Below are 16,383 nucleotides of genomic sequence, written 5' to 3'. Positions count from 1 at the left end.
CTCGGTCTCGAGCGCCGGCTCCGGCTCGGACTCGGGCTCCGGCTCCGCCTGGGCCTCAGCCTCCGGCTCGGACTCTGCCTCGTGCTCCGGCTCCGCCTGGGCCTCAGCCTCCGGCTCGGACTCTGCCTCGTGCTCCGGCTCCGCCTGGGCCTCACCCTCCGGCTCGGGCTCCCGCTCAGCCTCACCCTCAGCCTCGGGCTCCGGCTCAGCCTCGGGCTCCGGCTCAGCCTCAGGCTCGGGCTGGGGCTCGGGCTCGGGCACAGCTGACTGGTCCCCCGGCTCCTCGGTCTCGTCGGACTGCTCCGCCTCGATCTTCTCCTCCGGCTCCGCTGCGGGCGCCTCGGCGAAGCGGTCGGTCGCGGCCCGCAGGGCGGACGCGATGCCCGGCTCGGACGCGGCGTGCGCAGCATCCGGAATCATGACGAAGTCGGCTTCCGGCCAGGCGCGGTGCAGATCCCACGCGGTCATGGCGGGGGTGCAGACGTCGTAACGGCCCTGGACGATGACGGCCGGGATGTGGCGGATGCGGTCGACGTCCGCGATCAGCTGCCCGGGCTCGAACCAGCCGCCGTGCAGGAAGTAGTGGTTCTCGATGCGGGCGAACGCGACGGCCGCGTGCGGCTCGGTCATCGCGGCGACGAGCTCGGGGTCGGGCAGCAGGGTGAGGTTCGCGGCCTCCCAGCGCGACCAGGCGACAGCAGCCGGCACGTGAACGGCGGGGTCGGGGTCGGAGAGCCGGCGGTGGTAGGCCTGCATGAGCTGCGAGCGCTCGAGGATCGGGATGGGGGCGATGAAGTCCTCCCACAGATCCGGGACGATGGATGCCGCACCGCCCTCGTAGAACCACTCCAGCTCGTGGCGGCGGAGGGTGAAGACACCGCGCAGCACGATCTCGGTGACCGCCCGGGGATGCGCTTCGGCGTAGGCGAGGGCGAGCGCGCTCCCCCATGATCCGCCGAACACCTGCCACCTGTCGATGCCGAGGTTCTTGCGCAGCAGCTCGATGTCGGCGACGAGGTGCCACGTCGTGTTGTGGCGCAGATCGGCGGCGGGCTCACCGGCGTGCGGCGTGGAGCGGCCGCAGCCGCGCTGGTCGAGCAGGATGATGCGATACCGCTCGGGGTCGAAGAAGCGGCGGTGCCAGGGCGACGTCCCGGCGCCTGGACCGCCGTGGAGGAACACCACCGGCTTGCCCTCGGGGTTTCCGCTCTGCTCGTACGCGATGCGGTTGCCCTCGCCGGCGATGAGCGTGCCGGTGTCGTAGGGCTCGATGGGCGGATAGAGGATGTCGTCGAGGTGTTCGTTCATAGGCTTCCCCCCGGAACGCCGAAGCTGTCGCACGCGGAAGGACCGTTCTGGTAGCCGGTCTCGAACCAGCGCTGGCGCTGCTCGCTCGAGCCGTGGGTCCAGGACTCCGGGTTCACGAAGCCCCCGGTCTCCTGCTGGATGTGATCGTCGCCCACCGCGCCGGCCGCGTTGATCGCGTCGGCGATCTGCTGCTGCGTGGGCTCCTTCAGATACGGTACGCCGTTCTCGTCGACCTGCTGGGTCATGTCGCCGACCCAGGCGCCGGCGAAGCAGTCGGCCTGCAGCTCCATGCGCACGCCGTTGCTGTCGGGGCCCGTGCCGTTGTTCGGGTAGCGGTCCATGATCCCCGCGATGTACTGCACGTGGTGGCCGTACTCGTGGGCGAGCACGTACAGCTGGGCGAGATCGCCGGCCGTGGCGTCGAACTGCTGGCGCAGGAGGCCGAAGAACGTCGGATCGACGTACACCGTCTCCTCGGGCGGGCAGTAGAAGGGTCCGGTCTGATTGGACGCCGTGCCGCACGCCGTGCCGGTCTGCTGGTCGACGATGATCAGCTGCGGCGCGCGGTATCCCTCGACCTGCGTGGCCCAGTACTTGTCGAGCACCACGCTGCCGGCTGCGAGACGGCACGCGTCGTCGCGGTTCGCGTCGGCACCCGTCTGGCACTGCTCGATCTCGGACTCGCCACCGGACCCGACCTGGGGCTGCGCGGGCATGATGCTCGACAGATCCTGTCCGGTGAACAGCTGGAACAGGATCACCGCGATCGCACCGAGGCCGGCGATGCCACCGCCCGCCACCGCCACGCCCGCTCCTCGACGCCGCGCCGTGTTCCCCCCGACGTTGGCGTTCTCGTTGAACGTCATGCCAGTCACGGTACCCCGACACCCCGACCGCCAGCAGGAACCATTCCCGAATCGCCGGGAATGAGTACAATGCCGCCGGTCTAGGCTCAGGGTCATGGCGAGCGCACCCACGACCGTGACCATCACCGGCGGCGGAGGCCAGATCGGCTACGCCCTGATGTTCCGCATCGCGGCCGGCGACATGCTGGGCCCCGACCGTCCGGTTCGCCTGAGGCTGCTCGAGATCCCGCAGGGGATGCGCTCGGCCGAGGGAGCGGCGCTCGAGCTGCAGGACTGCGCGTTTCCCCTGCTGGCCGACGTCGACGTCACCGACGACCCCCTGACGGCCTTCAACGGCACCCGCATCGCGATGCTCGTGGGTGCGCGACCGCGGACCGCCGGCATGGAGCGGGGCGACCTGCTCGCGGCGAACGCGGGGATCTTCGGGCCGCAGGGCAAGGCGATCGGCGCCGTCGCCGACGACGCCGTGCGCGTCGTGGTGGTGGGCAACCCCGCGAACACGAACGCGCTCATCGCCGCAGCATCCGCTTCCCCCGACATCCCCTCCGAGCGCTTCACCGCGCTCACGCGCCTCGATCACAACCGCGCCGTCGGACAGCTCGCCGAGGCGCTCGATGTCGCCGCCGGCGACATCGCCGACGTCGTGATCTGGGGCAACCATTCCGCGACCCAGTTCCCCGACGTCGCGCACGCGATCCTGCCCGACGCGACGCCGGTGCTCGAGGCCCTGGCCGAGCGTTTCGGCGGCGAGGCCGCAGCGGCGGCGTGGCTCGACGACGTCTTCATCCCGCGTGTGGCGAAGCGCGGGGCCGAGATCATCGAGGTGCGCGGCTCGTCGTCGGTGGCCTCCGCCGCGAACGCCGCGATCGACCACGTGCGCGACGAGCAGCTCGGCACCCGCCGCGGCATGACCTCGGCGGCGGTCGTCTCGCGCGGCGAGTACGGGGTGCCCGAGGGGCTCGTGTGCTCGTTCCCCGTGACCTCGCGCGGCCACGAGCACGGGTATCGCGTCGTCGAGGGTCTCGACCTCGACGATCGCGCGCGGGCCAGGGTCGCAGCATCCGTCGACGAACTCGTCGCGGAGCGCGACGCGGTCCGGGCTCTCGGCGTGCTCTGACGCCGCTCGGCGGTGCACCGCCGCCGGGTCGGAAGGCCCCGCAATAGGCTCTGAGTCGTGGAAGTCCTGATCGTCGTCATCATCGCGATCGTGGTCATCGCGCTCGCGACGGCGGTCGCCCCGAAGCTGGGCATCGCCGGACCCCTGATCCTGGTGCTCGTCGGCGGGGCCGTCAGCCTGCTGCCGTTCGTCGAGATCCCCGAGATCAACCCCGAGTTCATCCTCGTGGGCGTGCTGCCGCCGCTGCTCTACTCGGCGGCGGTCTCGCTCCCCGCGATCGAGTTCCGCCGCGACTTCGGCCCCATCGCCGGGCTGTCGTTCCTGCTCGTCATCATCAGCTCGGTGCTGCTCGGGTTCTTCTTCATGCTCGTGATCCCCGGCATCCATCCGGCCATCGCGGTGGCGCTCGGGGCGATCCTCAGTCCCACGGATGCTGTGGCCACCTCGATCGTCAAGCGTCTGGGTGTGTCGCGCCGCGTGGTGACCATGCTCGAGGGCGAGAGCCTGCTCAACGACGCGACGGCGCTGGTGCTGCTGCGCACGATGATCGCCGCGGTCGGACTCGCGACCAGCGTCGGCGGCGACACCCGCATCGGGTTCGGGTTCATCCCGGCGTTCGCGTGGGGCGTGCTCGTCGCCGCCGTCGTGGGCGCGATCGTGGGCTGGCTCAACCTGCGGCTGCGGTCGCTCATCAAGAACTCCGCGGCGAACACCGCGATCGGCTTCGTGGTGCCGTTCATCGCGTACATCCCCACCGAGGAGCTCGGCGGATCCGGCCTGGTCGCGGCGGTGGTCGCAGGCATCGTGACCGGCCAGGGCGCGGCGCGGTGGTTCACTCCCGAGCAGCGCCGATCCGACGAGCACAACTGGCACACCATCGAACTCGTGCTCGAGGGCGCCGTCTTCCTCATCATGGGGCTCGAGCTCCGCGACATCGTCGAGCAGAACGTCGAACAGCACAACGGCATCGGCACCGGCCTCGGAATCGCGCTCGGAGCGCTGGCGATCATCGTCGCCGCACGCGCGGCGTACGTGTCGCTGCTGGTCTGGCTGCAGAGCCGGCGCGCCCGCGGGCGACAGCGCACCCGACTCGAGGCGATGAACACGCGGCTCGACCAGATCGCGGACGGCTCGGCGGTGCCCGATCCGCGGTACCGCGGCCGGCGCGAGGCGTCTTTCGACGATCCGCGCGCGCAGCGGCGGCTCTCCTCGATGCGGTCACGCGTGTCGCGGGCGCTCAGCGACCTCGACTACTACCAGGCGTCCCCCCTCGGGTGGAAGCACGGCGCGATCATCGTGTGGGCCGGCATGCGCGGCGTGGTCACGCTCGCCGCGGCGCAGACGATCTCGAGCGACGTCACCGACGACCGCGCCCTGCTGGTGTTCATCGCATTCGCGGTCGCGGTGGGCAGCCTCATGCTGCAGGGCTTCACGCTGCCATGGGTGGTCAAGGCCCTGCGGCTCGAGCGGACGGGCGACGACAGCCTCGACAAGGCCGAGCAGTCGGCGCTCGACGACGAGCTGCGCGACGCCGCGATCGGCGCGCTGTCGGATCCTGCGCTGCGCCGGAGGGACGGCTCGGAGTTCGCCGAGGACCTCGTCTCGCTCGTCAGCAGCCGCATGGTGGACCCGCCCGACGACGCGGACGGACTCCCGACCCGCGACCTGCTCGAGCTGCGGCTCGCGATGATCGAGGCGATGCGCGGACGCCTGAACGAGCTGTCGTCGGGGGGCGAGTACTCGACGCCCGCCCTGCGCCACGCCCTGGCCGAGCTCGACGCCGACCAGCTCAGCCTCGAGCTGCGCCTCGACGACGAGGACGACTGAGCGAAGTCGCGCAGCGGCTCCTGCAGGGACACCGCGGCGCGGAACTGCGCCTGCGTGGGGGACAATGGACGGGAGCGAGGGGGCCTCACATGAGCGAGACGACGAAGACGCCGGACGCCGCACACACGCACGCGGCTCCGGCTCCGGGTTCGGTCGCGCCCGACACCGCCCCGCTGCACCTGCCGCACCAGGCGGCGGAGTGCCCCAAGTGCTTCACGGAGCTGCAGCAGAACCGCAACTGGTGGCTCGCCCAGCCCGCGGGCTCACGGCTTGTCGGGCTCGTGATCGCCCGCGACGACATGCCCTCCGTCGTGGAGCAGCGAAACGACCTCACCCGGTTCGGCGTGCCGATCGAGGGATTCCGTCATCCCGCTCCCGAGACCCTCGAGTCCTGGGAGGACCGCCTCGTGCGGCTGTTCGGCACGCTCGGACGCGGCGACGTGCTCGTCGTCGCCAACGTGCACGCGCTCGGTCGCGACATCGACGAGGAGACCCGCACCGTCACGGAGCTGCACCGCCGTGGTGTCGTGGTGAAGGTCGTCAGCCACGGCGGCCGTCACCTCTACGACGCTGGGCGCTGACGCGCCCGGCCTTCAGCCGGCGTCGTCGTCTCCAGAGCCGCTCTCACCGCGCAGCGAGTTCTCGCGCTCGACGTCCAGCAGCGGAAGGTCGTCACGTGTGACGAGGCGTGCCGCGACCGCGTGCTCGACGAGCCGCACGCGGCGGTTCGTCGCGTACGAGCGCACGCCGCCGCGCATGCCCGGCACACCGGCGCGGTCGAGCTTGTCACAGACGTTGTCGAGCTTGCGGTTGAAGCGGGTGAGCGTCCAGCCGAGGCGCTCGGCGGCCTGCGCCGACGTCGGCAGCTCGCTCATGCCGGTGCCGTCGCGCCGCAGCACGGGCTCGGCGAGCGCGAGGATCATGACGCGCTGGCTGTGGGTCAGCGGCACCTCGCCGATCGTCGAGAGACCGTCGTCGTCGGCGGGCGGCTGCGTCTCTCGAAAGGTCGGCTCGGCCGCATGGATCGTGAGCTCGTAGGTCGTCGGACCGGCGCTGAAGATGACGGATGTCGCGGCGAAGACGAGCGGCAGCCGCGCACCCGGTGCGAGCCAGGCCTGCACGCGCCCGCCCGAGTCGGTGACGGTCGCCGACAGGCGCGAGCCGACGTTCGAGAGCAGCCAGAGCCCCTCGACGCTCTGGATCGTCAGGAAGTTGCGGTGCAGGAACAGGTTGTCGTCGATTGCGAGGTCGCCCTCGCGGCCGACCGTGAAGACGGTGCCGGGCGCGACGGAGAACTGCTCGCCGGCGAACTCGACCCTGAGCCGGTCGGTTTCTGCGGGCGTCACGGCGCGCACCCCCGCGAGGGATCGGGCTGCTGTTGGCCGTTGGCGCGCACCAGGGTGACGTCGACGCAGGTCTGCCCGGTGGCGGCGGCCGGCACGACGATCTCGGGCGCCTCGACCGGCTCGCTCTCTCCGGTGCTGTCACTCAGCGACACGGCCTCGACGATATAGAAGTCGCCGTCCTGCGGATCGGGGTTGGTCCATGTGAACTTCACGCCGCCGTCGACCGGTGCGCCCGCGACGTCGGCGACGGCGGGGACCACCGACGACAGTGGGTCCTGCGGTTTCGACGACTCCGTGGGCGCGGGCTGCTCCTGGGCCGTGCCGGAAAGGATGCCCGGCAGCGACACCCCGACGATGACCGCGACGATCACGAACGCTGCGGCACCGAGCCCGATCCACAGACCGGTGCGGCGGCGACGCGGGGCGGCAGCATCCGTCTCCGGCTCGGGCGCGACCTGCTCGAACGCTGGAGTGCGGACGATCGTCTCGTCGAGCGACACCGGCGGGCCGACCTGCTCGCGCCGGACCGTCTCCTCGTACGCCGACGGCGGGCGCGCGGGCGCCCGGCGGGCGACCGTCTCGGTCTCGACGGGTGCCGGGTCGAAGCGCGGCGCGGTGGACGCGGCGCTCGGCGCGGTCGCCGCCGACGGGCGCGTCATGCCGGCCGCGGGCGTCGTCTCGGGGTTGATGCTGACGACGCCGCGGACGCGGGTGAGTCCGTCGTCCTCGTCCTCCTCGATGTCTTCGGGGACGTGGTCGTCGAGGATGTCGATGGGCGTCACCGAGTGCGACAGCTCGATCTGCACCGTCTGCAGCGCGCGGGCGAACGCCAGCGCGCTCTCGTAGCGGTCGGCGGGCGCCTTGGCCATCGCGCGCTCGAGCACGCGCTGCAGCGACACCGGCACGTCGGCGCGGCCGAGCGCGGGGAGCGCCAGCGACTCGATGCGGTGGATGAGCTCGGCGGCGCCGTTGCGCTGCCCGGGCAGCTCGAACGGCGAGCGTCCGGCCAGGAGCGTGTAGACGGTCGCGCCCAGCGCGTACACGTCCGAGCGCGGGTCGCTGCGCGGCACGTCGGCGAACGACTCCGGCGGCGACCACGGGATCGACAGGCCCGCCGACTCGGCGGCCGCGTTCGTGGTGGACGCGATGCCGAAGTCGGTGAGCGCCGGCCGGTTGTACTCGGTGACGAGGATGTTCGCCGGCTTGATGTCGCGGTGCAGCACACCCGCACGGTGGGCGGTCTCGACGGCCGCGGCGACCTGCACACCGACGCGCAGCGACTCGGCGATCGAGAACGGCTCCCGCCGGTACCGCACCTGAAGGTTCGGCCGCGGGCAGTACTCCATCACGAGGTAGGGACGGCCGTCGTGCGCGACGCCCGCCTGGTAGATCGTGACGATCGCCGGGTGCGTCGACAGCATCGCCATCACGTTGGCCTCGGCGGTGAACTCCTCGACCGAGCCGCTCGACATGCGGTCGGTGAGCAGCACCTTGACCGCCACGCGGCGCTTCGGCAGCTGCTGCTCGTACAGGAAGACGTCGGCGAAGCCGCCCGAGCCGAGCAGGTCGACGTAGGTGAAGCCGGGAAGATCCGGCGGCGCCATGGGCGCGCGCTTGGCGCTCACGACAGCCCCTCGATCGCGACCGTGATGCCGTCGCCGAGGTCCAGGACGTCACCGGGGACGACGACCGTGCCCTCACCCGGGTGCAGTCGGACCGGCTCTGCGCCCTGGCGCAGCAGGGTCGTGCCGTTCGTGGTGCGCAGATCAGTCGCGACGATGCTCTCCCCCTCGACCCGCAGCTCGACGTGGCTCCGCGAGATGTCCTGCTGGGGGCTGTCGACGGCCACGAGGTGCGGCAGGTCGGTGCCGCTCACCCGCGTCGAGCGCGGTCGCCGGCCGATCACGACCGTGCGGTCGAGCGGCAGGACCTGCCCCGTCGACACGCGGATGCGTCCGGGAGCCGGCGGGCGCGGCGGCGCGAGCGGCGCGAGCACCGAATCGATCGGCACGGATGCTGCGCCCCCGGCGCCGCCCGCCGCTTCGCGCAGCGCGCGGGCCTGGGCCAGCGAGATCGTCGCGCCGTCGTGGTCGCCGGCGGGCGGAGGCGGGGCAGCGGCGAGAGCGGCCTCTTCGCCCTCGCGCTCGGAGCGGACGGCGTCGTCCTCGACGGAGCGGATCACGGTCGCACCCCAGAGGTGGTCGTAGCCGGTCGTCGAGGGGAACTCCTCGCCCGGCGTCGCGGGCGCGAGAGGAGCGACCGGCGGGGTCAGCGCCGAGTCGACGGGCAGCAGGGTCTCGGTGTCGGCGACCGACAGCACGGCGCTCGAATCGATGAGCGCGGCGGCGGGAGCCGGGGATGCGGCTTCGGGCAGGTCGGCACGCGAGGACCACGGGCCACGGACCGGCCCCGGCACGGGCTCACCTGGCCCCGGTTCCCTCTCCGGGGTGTCGCCGCCATCGCTCTCTGTCTCTGCGACGGCGGGCGGGACGGGAGGCGGCTCCGACTCCGCGGCCGCAATCGGCACCTCGCGCCGGCGCGGCCCCGGTGCGGCCGCGGCCGGGACGGCGTCGGCGGTCGCGGCCGGAACGGCGTCGGCGGTCGCGGGCTTGCCCGGGGCCGCATCATCCCATTCGATCCTGCTCGCCAGCACGATGCCGTCGGCGATCTCGAACTCGGCCGGCACGTCGGACCCGGAGGTCGCGAGGGCGACCCGCACCGCGCCCGGGATCACGCGCTCGGTCCATGTGGTCACACCGGTGCCCGAGACACGCTCGGAGGCCGCGGCATCGACGTCGAATGCGAAGTCGCCGCGCACGGCGACCCGGACGCCGTCGCCCTCCGCGAGGGCCACCGCGAACGCGGGGATCGCGGTCAGCGACGCGCCGTACGCGCCGGTGAGCGCCTCGATCACTCCTCCGAGGCCCCGGCCGTCGGCGAGCAGCGCGCGGATGCGGGTGAGCAGCGCCGCGGAGGCGCCCGACTCGAGCACGGCGAATGCGCGCGGGGTGACGGCGACCGGCGTGGTTCCCGGGGCGTAGTGCGTGGGCATCAGAATCCTCCCGCCACGACCGCGCGCGGCAGCGTGTCGCCGTCGATGTCGGTCTCCTCGGTGACGGCAGGGGCGCTCACCGGCACCGTATCGCGTTCGCACGCGCGGCTCGTCCGGGTGCGCACGGCGAGCGCGTCCACGACGATCGCGGTGATGTTGTCGCGGCCGCCGCGCACCATCGCCTCGTGCACGAGCCGTGTCGCGGCCGCCTGCGGGTCCGCCTCGGCGAGGAGGATGCCGTGGATCGCGTCCTGCTCGAGCTCGCCGGAGAGACCATCGGAGCACACCAGGATGCGGTCGCCGTCCTCGGCCGGGATGAGCCAGTAGTCGGGCTCCGCGTCGCTGCCGGCGCCGATCGCCCGCGTGATGACGTTGCGGCGGGAGTCGCGCTGGGCCGCGTCGGCCGCGAGCTGGCCGCTGTCGACGAGCTCCTGCACGACCGAGTGGTCGACGCTCACCTGCTCGAAGTCCCCCTCGCTGAGGCGGTAGGTGCGCGAGTCGCCCAGGTTGATCGCGAGCCAGTAGCCCTCGCCCTCGACGTCGGCGACGACGACTCCCGCGAGCGTCGTGCCGGCGCCGGCGCCCGCCCCGGCGGGGAGCGCCACGACACGGCGGCGCGCGGCGACGACGGCCGCCTGCACGTCGTCGATCGTCAGGCTCTCGCGGCCCGCGAGCGCGGAGAACTCCTGGATCACCGTCGCGCTGGCGATCTCGCCCGCGTTGTGGCCGCCCATCCCGTCGGCCACGAGGAACAGCGGCGACGCCGCGAGATACGAGTCCTCGTTGATGCGCCGGCGGAGACCGGCGTCTGTCGCCGCCCCGAAGGCGACCGCGATCGGCGGCGTCGAACCCGCCATCATGCGAGGCCCACCGTCACGCGCCGGTCGCCGAACTCGAGCGTGTCGCCGTCGCGCAGGTTCGTGCGGACGCCGGCAGTGAGCGGAATCCGCCCGCCGTCGCGGACGAGGATCGTGCCGTTGGTCGAGTGACGGTCGGCGATCCACGCTCCCGTGGCGTCGCCGCCGACCTCGAAGTGCGTCTTCGACAGCGACAGCGTCTCGTCGCGCACCGCGATCGCGACCGCGCCCTCCACGGCCGCGGGGTTGCGTCCGTACAGGGTGCGGCCGTACACGGCCATGCGCGTGCCGTCGTCCCACGTCAGCACCGCGATCACCGGTGCGCCGTCGTACAGCGCGGCCCGCTGCGCGGGCGGGGGGACGACGATGCGCGTGGACTCGACGTCCTCTTCTTCGGCGGATGCTGCCACCGCCGTGGCTGCGGGGGCCACGGCCGGGGCGGCGGTCGCGGTGAGGGTGGCGCCGAACGGCTCGGTCGTCGTCGCTGCCGGGAAGGGCATCGTGACGCTCGGGAAATGCTGGGCCGGCTGCGGCGCGCGCGTGACGGGAGCCGGAGGCTCGTGCGTGATCCACGGGATGTCGGCGATCACGCCGGTCGGCGCCGGGGCGGCCGCACGCGTGGTCGGCTGAGCCGCCGCGGCCGCGGGCATGAAGCCGGCCGGCGGCACCGGGGCGGGGGACGGCAGCGGCGGGGCGGACGGCAGCGATGCGGCACCCGTCGACGGGGTCGGATACGGGTTCGCGGTGGCCGTTGCCGCACGCGCCGGGGTGGCAGCATCCGTGTTCCGGATATCGACCACGACCGCGCGCGATGCCATGTCGTGCCAGCCCTGCCGGCGGCCGCTCGGGTCGAAGAGCGGGGTGAAGTAGCCGACCACGATCGACGCGGCGAGGCTGAACACGAGGTTGCGCAGGATCGCGCGCCAGAAGCCGATCGGGGCGGCCGACGAGGCGTCGTGCAGGCGCAGCCCGAGCAGTCGCTGCCCGATCGAGCCGCCGCGGCTGCCCTGCATCGCGGAGTAGACGAGCCACCAGGCGAACAGCAGGGCGCCGATGCCGAGGTAGCTCAGCAGGATCATGGCCGCCAGGCCGTCGCGCTCCCACGACGGGCCGACGCCGAGGATGATGCCGACCACGGTCCCGACCAGCACGGCGCCGATCGCCCAGGCGACGCCGATGTCGATCGCGAACGCCCCCACACGGCGTCCGATGGTCGCCGCGGGGGCGGCGCCTGGCGGGCTCGGGGTCATGCGTTCTCCTGTGGGGGGTGGGCGGAGCGCTCGGGTGCGCTCGGGGTCTTGCTGCCGCGGCGCGAGCGCCGGGTCGGGTTCTTCGGCATCGCGGGGTCGTGCAGAGCGGCCGCCGCGGGTTGAGTCGTTCGCGCGGGCGGCGCCGAGCGTGCCGGGCGTGCGGGGAGTGCGAACCGCGTGCCTTCGAGAAGCGTACGGATGCTGAGCCTCGCGCCGAGACGCTGCCACACGGAGCGTCCCTTCCCCATGCCGCCGACGATCTCGTCAACCTGCGCCCAGAAGGCCTCGATGTCGTCGGGCGACGGGTCCGTCGGACCGAAGACCTCGAGGTCGGCGCGCGAGGCGAGGGTCGCGACGCGCGGCTCGGCGAACGCCGCGGTGAGCACCCCGGCGTCCTCCTGACGCGTCGCGCCCGGGCGCACCGGCGCGCCGAAGTCGGAGGCGCGGTCGACGAGCTCGTCCCAGCCGCCGCTGATGCGGTCCGACGCGCGCTCGGACTCACGGCGCTTGCGACGCCGGGTGGCCTTCAGGGCGCCGATCACGATGAACGGGGCGAGCAGCACGGCGAGGAGGCCCAGCAGGCCCACGCCGATCGAGATGATCGTCCACAGCAGTCCGGCGTCGAACGCGTTCTCGTCCTCCGAGCCACGGTCGTCGGCGACGGTCGGCGGCAGGTCGACGGGCTCCGCCGGCGGGGGCGGAGGCTGCAGCACCTGGGGCTTGGGGTCGGCCTTCGGCTTCGTCGTCTGGTCGCTCGGGACCTGATCCTCGGGCGGGGTCGGGTCGAACGGCACCCATCCGGCGCCGTCGAAGGCGACCTCGACCCATGCGTGGACCGTCTCGCCCGTCGCGGTGTACACGGGTTCGCCGGCGGCGTCCTCGTCGGGGTAGAAGCCCATGACGACCCGCGCCGGGATGCCGACCTGCCCCGCGAGCAGCGCCATCGCCGTCGCATACTGCTCGTCGTCGCCGACCATCTGCTCGGAGCCGAGCAGCGTCGCGATGCGCTCGGCGCCGTGTCCGGCGCGCGACAGCGGCTGACCGGCGAGGCCGTGGCTGAAGAAGCCGCCCTCCGACAGCATCTGCTGCAGCGCGCGCACCTGCTCGACGGGCGTCTCGGCCTCGGCGACCGTCTTCGACGCGATGTCGGCGAGGGTCTCGGGCACACCGACCTGCTTGGGCATCTTGAGCGGCGCGAACGCCTGGTCGGCGAGCGCCTCGTCGCTCGGCACCTCGGGGATCACGGCGTCGAGCGTGTACTCGTCGCCCTTCTCGAGGCCGAGGGTGACGACGCCGGTCTCGGTCGCCTCGTTGTAGTGCGCGGTGCGGCGGAGGTCGTCGGCGCGGGCGCCGTCGAACGTGACGCTCCGGACAGCGCCGGCGTCCGGCATCCATACGCTCTCGAGCTCGCCGATCTCGACGTGAACCGTCGCGGGCGTGCCCTCGGCGTCGGACGACATGTTGGTGCGCGCGGGCGCGAAGGCGCTCGACGATCCGCTGCCGTCATCCGAGACGTTGTACACGGTGCCGTTGTACGCGTCCATCGTGGCCAGCCGCACGCGGGCGCCCTCGGGCAGACCGGTGACCGTGAAGAGCGGTTCCTCCGGGTGGTCGCGCACGTAGGCGCGGAACGACTGCAGCGGGCTCGCGAATTCGCGGATGTCGAACGGCGGGATGACGACGTCGCGCAGCACGTACCGCGGCGACGACGGTGCCGCGAACCCGCTCGTGGCGACGCCGACCACCGCGGCGATCGCGACGACGGCGGCGCCCATCAGCACGCGCCGCACGCCGGCACCGGAACGCGCCGACCCTTCGCCCACCGAGATCGCGGCCGCCTGCGGCTGCCACGCCTGGCGCAGCGCCAGCCACACCACGGCCACGAGTCCGAACACGACGCCCTGCACCACCGGCACGAACGGCTCGGACGTGCCCAGCGCGATCTCGATCGCGAGGAACGCGGCGGCGGGGAGCACCGCCCACGCTGCGCCGCGCAGCCGCAGGGCGAGCGACGTCGTCAGCACCGCCGCCACCAGCGACAGGATGAACGGCACGATGAGGTGACCGTCGCCGGTCGCCACGGGGGCGATGGTGGTGAGGAGCTGCTTCCACGACATGACCGCGCCGAGCGCGAGCTGACGCAGCGTCTCGATCGTCGGCACGACGCCCGCGACCGTGGTGTGCGGCAGCGCGAGGGCGCCCCCGAGAAGGAAGTAGACGACGACCGTGGCGGCGGTCAGGAGCAGGATGCCCCAGCGGAAGAGCCGGCCGAGGACACCCAGCCCCATGCCGAGCACCAGCCCGCCGAGGGCGGCGACGAGGTAGCCGGCGCCATCGAACGTCGGCCAGAAGCCGACGACCGGGATGAGCAGCAGCAGCCCGACGGCGGTGAGGTCGAGGATCCAGCGGCGGGTCGGCAGGGCATCGGCACGTGGGGGCCGGGATGCTGCCGCCCGCGGCGTCGCGGGCGCTTCGGCGCGCGTCGGGAGGGGCGTGACGGGGGCGCTCATGCGAGCACCTTCCGGAGGGCGTTCGGGAGCTGGTCGAGAGCGCCGAGGGTCACGACATCCGCTTCCCCGATCCGTCGGAGCGACGGCGCCGTGTCGCCCGGCGACGCGACGACCGCGAGCACGCGGGCGCCGAACGGCAGGCGGCTGCACGCCGTGCGCAGGTCGTTGGCGTCGACCTTGCTGCCGCACACCAGCACGACGACGCTCGCGAGCGGAAGCGTCGCGGCGACGACGCCGGCGAGCTCGACGACCGAGCCCGCCTTCGGCTTCGAGTGGCCGAGGGCGGAGAGGGAGTCGAGGAACTGCTTGCCCGTGCCCGACGGCAGGGCGCGCTCCTGGACGCGCACCTCGACGCGCTGCGAGTCGCGCAGGGCACGAAGGCCCAGCGAACCGGCGGCCGAGATCGCGAGTTCGAACTCGTCGTCGTCGCGGTAATCGGCGGGGCTCGTCGACAGGCCGATCACGAAGTGCGAGCGGCGCGTCTCCTCGTACTGCCGCACCATCATGCGGCCGGTGCGCGCGGTCGACTTCCAGTGCACGTGGCGCAGGTCGTCGCCGGGCTGGTACTCGCGCAGTGCGTGGAACGAGACGTCGTCGGGCGACAGGTCGGTGGCGGGGAGGCCCTCGAGGTCGCGCAGGAACCCGAGCGACTGGCCGTCGAAGAGCACGGTGCGCGGGTGCACGAACAGGTCGACGGGCTCGTCACGGCGATGCACGCGCTCGAAGAGACCCAGCGGGTCGCCGCGCACGACGCTCACCGGGCCGACCTTGACGACCGCGCGACGCGACGTAGGGATCGCGAAGAGCTCCTCGGCGGACTCGCCGGCCGCGAGCCGGTGCACGTCGAAGACGCCGCGCCCGCTTCCCACCGGCAGCAGCACGCGCGAGGGGAGGATGGCGCGCGAGCCCGCGTTGGAGAGGGTCAGCGCCCCCACCGCGCGCTCCCCCACGACGACGCGGGTGCGGTTGAGGTCCAGCGACACGTCGTACGCGGTGCGGCCGATGAGGAACAGCAGGCAGAGCGCGAGCACGACGGTGATGGTGCTCGCCGCCACAGCGAGCTCCCACCAGCCGAGCGACCGGCCGGCGATCCACAGTGCGAGCGCGGCGGCGATCAGCACCCAGGCGACGGGGCGCACGACCCCGAACACGCGGCCGAGCACGACGCCGGCGCGCCGCAGCGCGCCGAGCACCAGCTGCCCGTACCAGGCGCGACGGTCCTCCGAGGGAGCCGCCTGCCCGAGTGCCTCCGTCGTCATCAGGCCGCGGACCTCGCCTGCGGTGCGGCCACCGACTCGAGGACGCGCGCGATGACGGCCTCGGCCGACGTGCCGGCGAACTCGGCCTCGGGGTCGAGCACGAGGCGGTGCGTCCACACCGGTGCCACGAGCGACTTCACGTCGTCGGGCAGCACGAAGTGGCGGCCCTGCGCCGCGGCGTAGACCTTGGCGACGCGGATCATCGCGAGCGAGCCGCGGACCGAGACGCCCAGGCGCGTGGCCGGATCGTTGCGCGTCGCCTCGGCGAGCTGCGCGGTGTAGCGCAGCACGGCGGGGTCGACGTGGACGGTGCCGGCGAGGTCGGCCATGTCGGCGACCGCGCCCGTCGTGATGATCGCGGGCAGGTGCGCCGACGGGTTGCGGTCTGCCGCGCCGGCGAGGATGCGCTCGGCCACGGCGAGGTCGGGGTAGCCGATCGACGTCTTCACGAGGAAGCGGTCGAGCTGAGCCTCGGGGAGCTTGTACGTGCCCGCCTGCTCGATGGGGTTCTGCGTCGCCATCACGAGGAACGGACGGCCGACCTCGTGCGCGACGCCGTCGACGGTCACGCGGGACTCCTCCATCACCTCGAGGAGGGCGGACTGCGTCTTCGGCGAGGCACGGTTGATCTCGTCCGCGAGGACGATCGACGCGAAGACCGGACCGCGGTGGAACTCGAAGCGATGCGAGGTCTGGTCGTAGATGGTCACGCCGGTCACGTCCGACGGGAGCAGGTCGGGCGTGAACTGGATGCGGCTGCTCGTGCCCTGCACGGTGGCCGCGAGGGCCTTGGCGAGGCTCGTCTTGCCGGTGCCCGGGGCATCCTCCAGCAGCACGTGCCCTTCGGCGAGCATCGCGGAGAGCACCAGCCCCACGACTTCGCGCTTTCCCATGAGGGCCTGGTCGACGTTGTCGACCAGACGCGCGAAGGTGCCCTGGAACCAGGCCGCCTGTTCGGGGGTCATCGTCATGAGTGTTCTCGTTCTCTCGT

12 protein-coding genes and 1 pseudogene are annotated in these 16,383 nt (G+C 72.8%); 3 read left to right on the top strand and 10 right to left on the bottom strand.

Going from position 1 to position 16,383, the window contains the following annotated elements:
- Positions 1-339: 339 nt before the first annotated feature.
- Together pip and ACFQ7C_RS12450 are read right to left on the bottom strand one after the other, a co-directional pair.
- Positions 340-1,308: pseudogene (pip, locus tag ACFQ7C_RS12455) on the bottom strand (prolyl aminopeptidase); the annotation flags it as partial.
- Complete coding sequence (locus ACFQ7C_RS12450; protein ID WP_378901272.1) at positions 1,305-2,174, bottom strand: neutral zinc metallopeptidase; 870 nt, start codon at positions 2,172-2,174, stop codon at positions 1,305-1,307. The gene ACFQ7C_RS12450 and the pseudogene pip, both read right to left, overlap by 4 nt.
- A 94-nt stretch (positions 2,175-2,268) precedes the next feature.
- Here ACFQ7C_RS12450 and ACFQ7C_RS12445 point away from each other — a divergent pair, with 94 nt between their 5' ends.
- The 3 genes from ACFQ7C_RS12445 (at position 2,269) to ACFQ7C_RS12435 (ending at position 5,699) form a co-directional block, all read left to right on the top strand.
- The gene (locus ACFQ7C_RS12445) at positions 2,269-3,291 is read left to right on the top strand and encodes a malate dehydrogenase (RefSeq protein WP_378901269.1); all 1,023 of its coding nucleotides are present in this window, start codon (positions 2,269-2,271) and stop codon (positions 3,289-3,291) included.
- 57 nt (positions 3,292-3,348) lie between these two features.
- Positions 3,349-5,118 carry a cation:proton antiporter gene (locus tag ACFQ7C_RS12440; RefSeq protein ID WP_378901266.1) on the top strand — a complete coding sequence of 590 codons (1,770 nt, stop codon included), beginning with the start codon at positions 3,349-3,351 and terminating at the stop codon, positions 5,116-5,118.
- A gap of 89 nt (positions 5,119-5,207) precedes the next feature.
- Positions 5,208-5,699, top strand: a complete 492-nt coding sequence (locus ACFQ7C_RS12435) for a recombinase family protein (protein ID WP_378901262.1) — start codon at positions 5,208-5,210, stop codon at positions 5,697-5,699.
- A 12-nt stretch (positions 5,700-5,711) separates the two neighbouring features.
- On the opposite strand, the gene ACFQ7C_RS12430 is transcribed toward ACFQ7C_RS12435, so the two are convergent.
- The 8 genes from ACFQ7C_RS12430 to ACFQ7C_RS12395 are packed head-to-tail and all read right to left on the bottom strand — an operon-like array spanning position 5,712 to position 16,363.
- Positions 5,712-6,473, bottom strand: a complete 762-nt coding sequence (locus ACFQ7C_RS12430; protein WP_378901259.1) for a hypothetical protein — start codon at positions 6,471-6,473, stop codon at positions 5,712-5,714.
- Positions 6,461-8,089, bottom strand: a complete 1,629-nt coding sequence (locus ACFQ7C_RS12425; protein WP_378901256.1) for a serine/threonine-protein kinase — start codon at positions 8,087-8,089, stop codon at positions 6,461-6,463. Before ACFQ7C_RS12425 ends, ACFQ7C_RS12430 begins: the two co-directional genes overlap by 13 nt.
- Positions 8,086-9,516, bottom strand: a complete 1,431-nt coding sequence (locus tag ACFQ7C_RS12420; RefSeq protein WP_378901253.1) for an FHA domain-containing protein — start codon at positions 9,514-9,516, stop codon at positions 8,086-8,088. The genes ACFQ7C_RS12425 and ACFQ7C_RS12420 overlap by 4 nt, the downstream gene beginning before the upstream one ends.
- A complete protein-coding gene (locus ACFQ7C_RS12415; RefSeq protein ID WP_378901251.1) occupies positions 9,516-10,376 on the bottom strand; it encodes a PP2C family protein-serine/threonine phosphatase in 861 nt (286 codons plus the stop codon). Before ACFQ7C_RS12415 ends, ACFQ7C_RS12420 begins: the two co-directional genes overlap by 1 nt.
- Positions 10,373-11,623 (bottom strand): RDD family protein, encoded by a 1,251-nt coding sequence (locus ACFQ7C_RS12410; protein WP_378901248.1) that lies wholly within the window; start codon positions 11,621-11,623, stop codon positions 10,373-10,375. The genes ACFQ7C_RS12415 and ACFQ7C_RS12410 overlap by 4 nt, the downstream gene beginning before the upstream one ends.
- A complete protein-coding gene (locus tag ACFQ7C_RS12405) occupies positions 11,620-14,133 on the bottom strand; it encodes a transglutaminase family protein (protein WP_378901245.1) in 2,514 nt (837 codons plus the stop codon). The genes ACFQ7C_RS12410 and ACFQ7C_RS12405 overlap by 4 nt, the downstream gene beginning before the upstream one ends.
- Positions 14,130-15,392 (bottom strand): DUF58 domain-containing protein, encoded by a 1,263-nt coding sequence (locus ACFQ7C_RS12400; protein ID WP_378901242.1) that lies wholly within the window; start codon positions 15,390-15,392, stop codon positions 14,130-14,132. The genes ACFQ7C_RS12405 and ACFQ7C_RS12400 overlap by 4 nt, the downstream gene beginning before the upstream one ends.
- Positions 15,392-16,363: an AAA family ATPase gene (locus ACFQ7C_RS12395; protein WP_378901239.1), complete on the bottom strand. Its 972-nt coding sequence runs from the start codon at positions 16,361-16,363 to the stop codon at positions 15,392-15,394. Before ACFQ7C_RS12395 ends, ACFQ7C_RS12400 begins: the two co-directional genes overlap by 1 nt.
- Between the last annotated feature and the right edge of the window lie 20 nt (positions 16,364-16,383).

Source organism: Microbacterium sp. NPDC056569 (assembly GCF_042793475.1).
GTDB lineage: Bacteria > Actinomycetota > Actinomycetes > Actinomycetales > Microbacteriaceae > Microbacterium.
Note: the sequence above shows the minus strand (reverse complement) of the source record. Positions and strands in the feature narration are given on the sequence as shown.

Bases quoted from the DNA above. Each gene is read 5' to 3' on its own strand.
- ACFQ7C_RS12450 (WP_378901272.1), bottom strand. From the start codon at position 2,174: ATGACGTTCAACGAGAACGCCAACGTCGGGGGGAACACGGCGCGGCGT.
- ACFQ7C_RS12445 (WP_378901269.1), top strand. From the start codon at position 2,269: ATGGCGAGCGCACCCACGACCGTGACCATCACCGGCGGCGGAGGCCAG.
- ACFQ7C_RS12435 (WP_378901262.1), top strand. From the start codon at position 5,208: ATGAGCGAGACGACGAAGACGCCGGACGCCGCACACACGCACGCGGCT.
- ACFQ7C_RS12420 (WP_378901253.1), bottom strand. From the start codon at position 9,516: ATGCCCACGCACTACGCCCCGGGAACCACGCCGGTCGCCGTCACCCCG.
- ACFQ7C_RS12415 (WP_378901251.1), bottom strand. From the start codon at position 10,376: ATGATGGCGGGTTCGACGCCGCCGATCGCGGTCGCCTTCGGGGCGGCG.
- ACFQ7C_RS12410 (WP_378901248.1), bottom strand. From the start codon at position 11,623: ATGACCCCGAGCCCGCCAGGCGCCGCCCCCGCGGCGACCATCGGACGC.
- ACFQ7C_RS12405 (WP_378901245.1), bottom strand. From the start codon at position 14,133: ATGAGCGCCCCCGTCACGCCCCTCCCGACGCGCGCCGAAGCGCCCGCG.
- ACFQ7C_RS12400 (WP_378901242.1), bottom strand. From the start codon at position 15,392: ATGACGACGGAGGCACTCGGGCAGGCGGCTCCCTCGGAGGACCGTCGC.
- ACFQ7C_RS12395 (WP_378901239.1), bottom strand. From the start codon at position 16,363: ATGACGATGACCCCCGAACAGGCGGCCTGGTTCCAGGGCACCTTCGCG.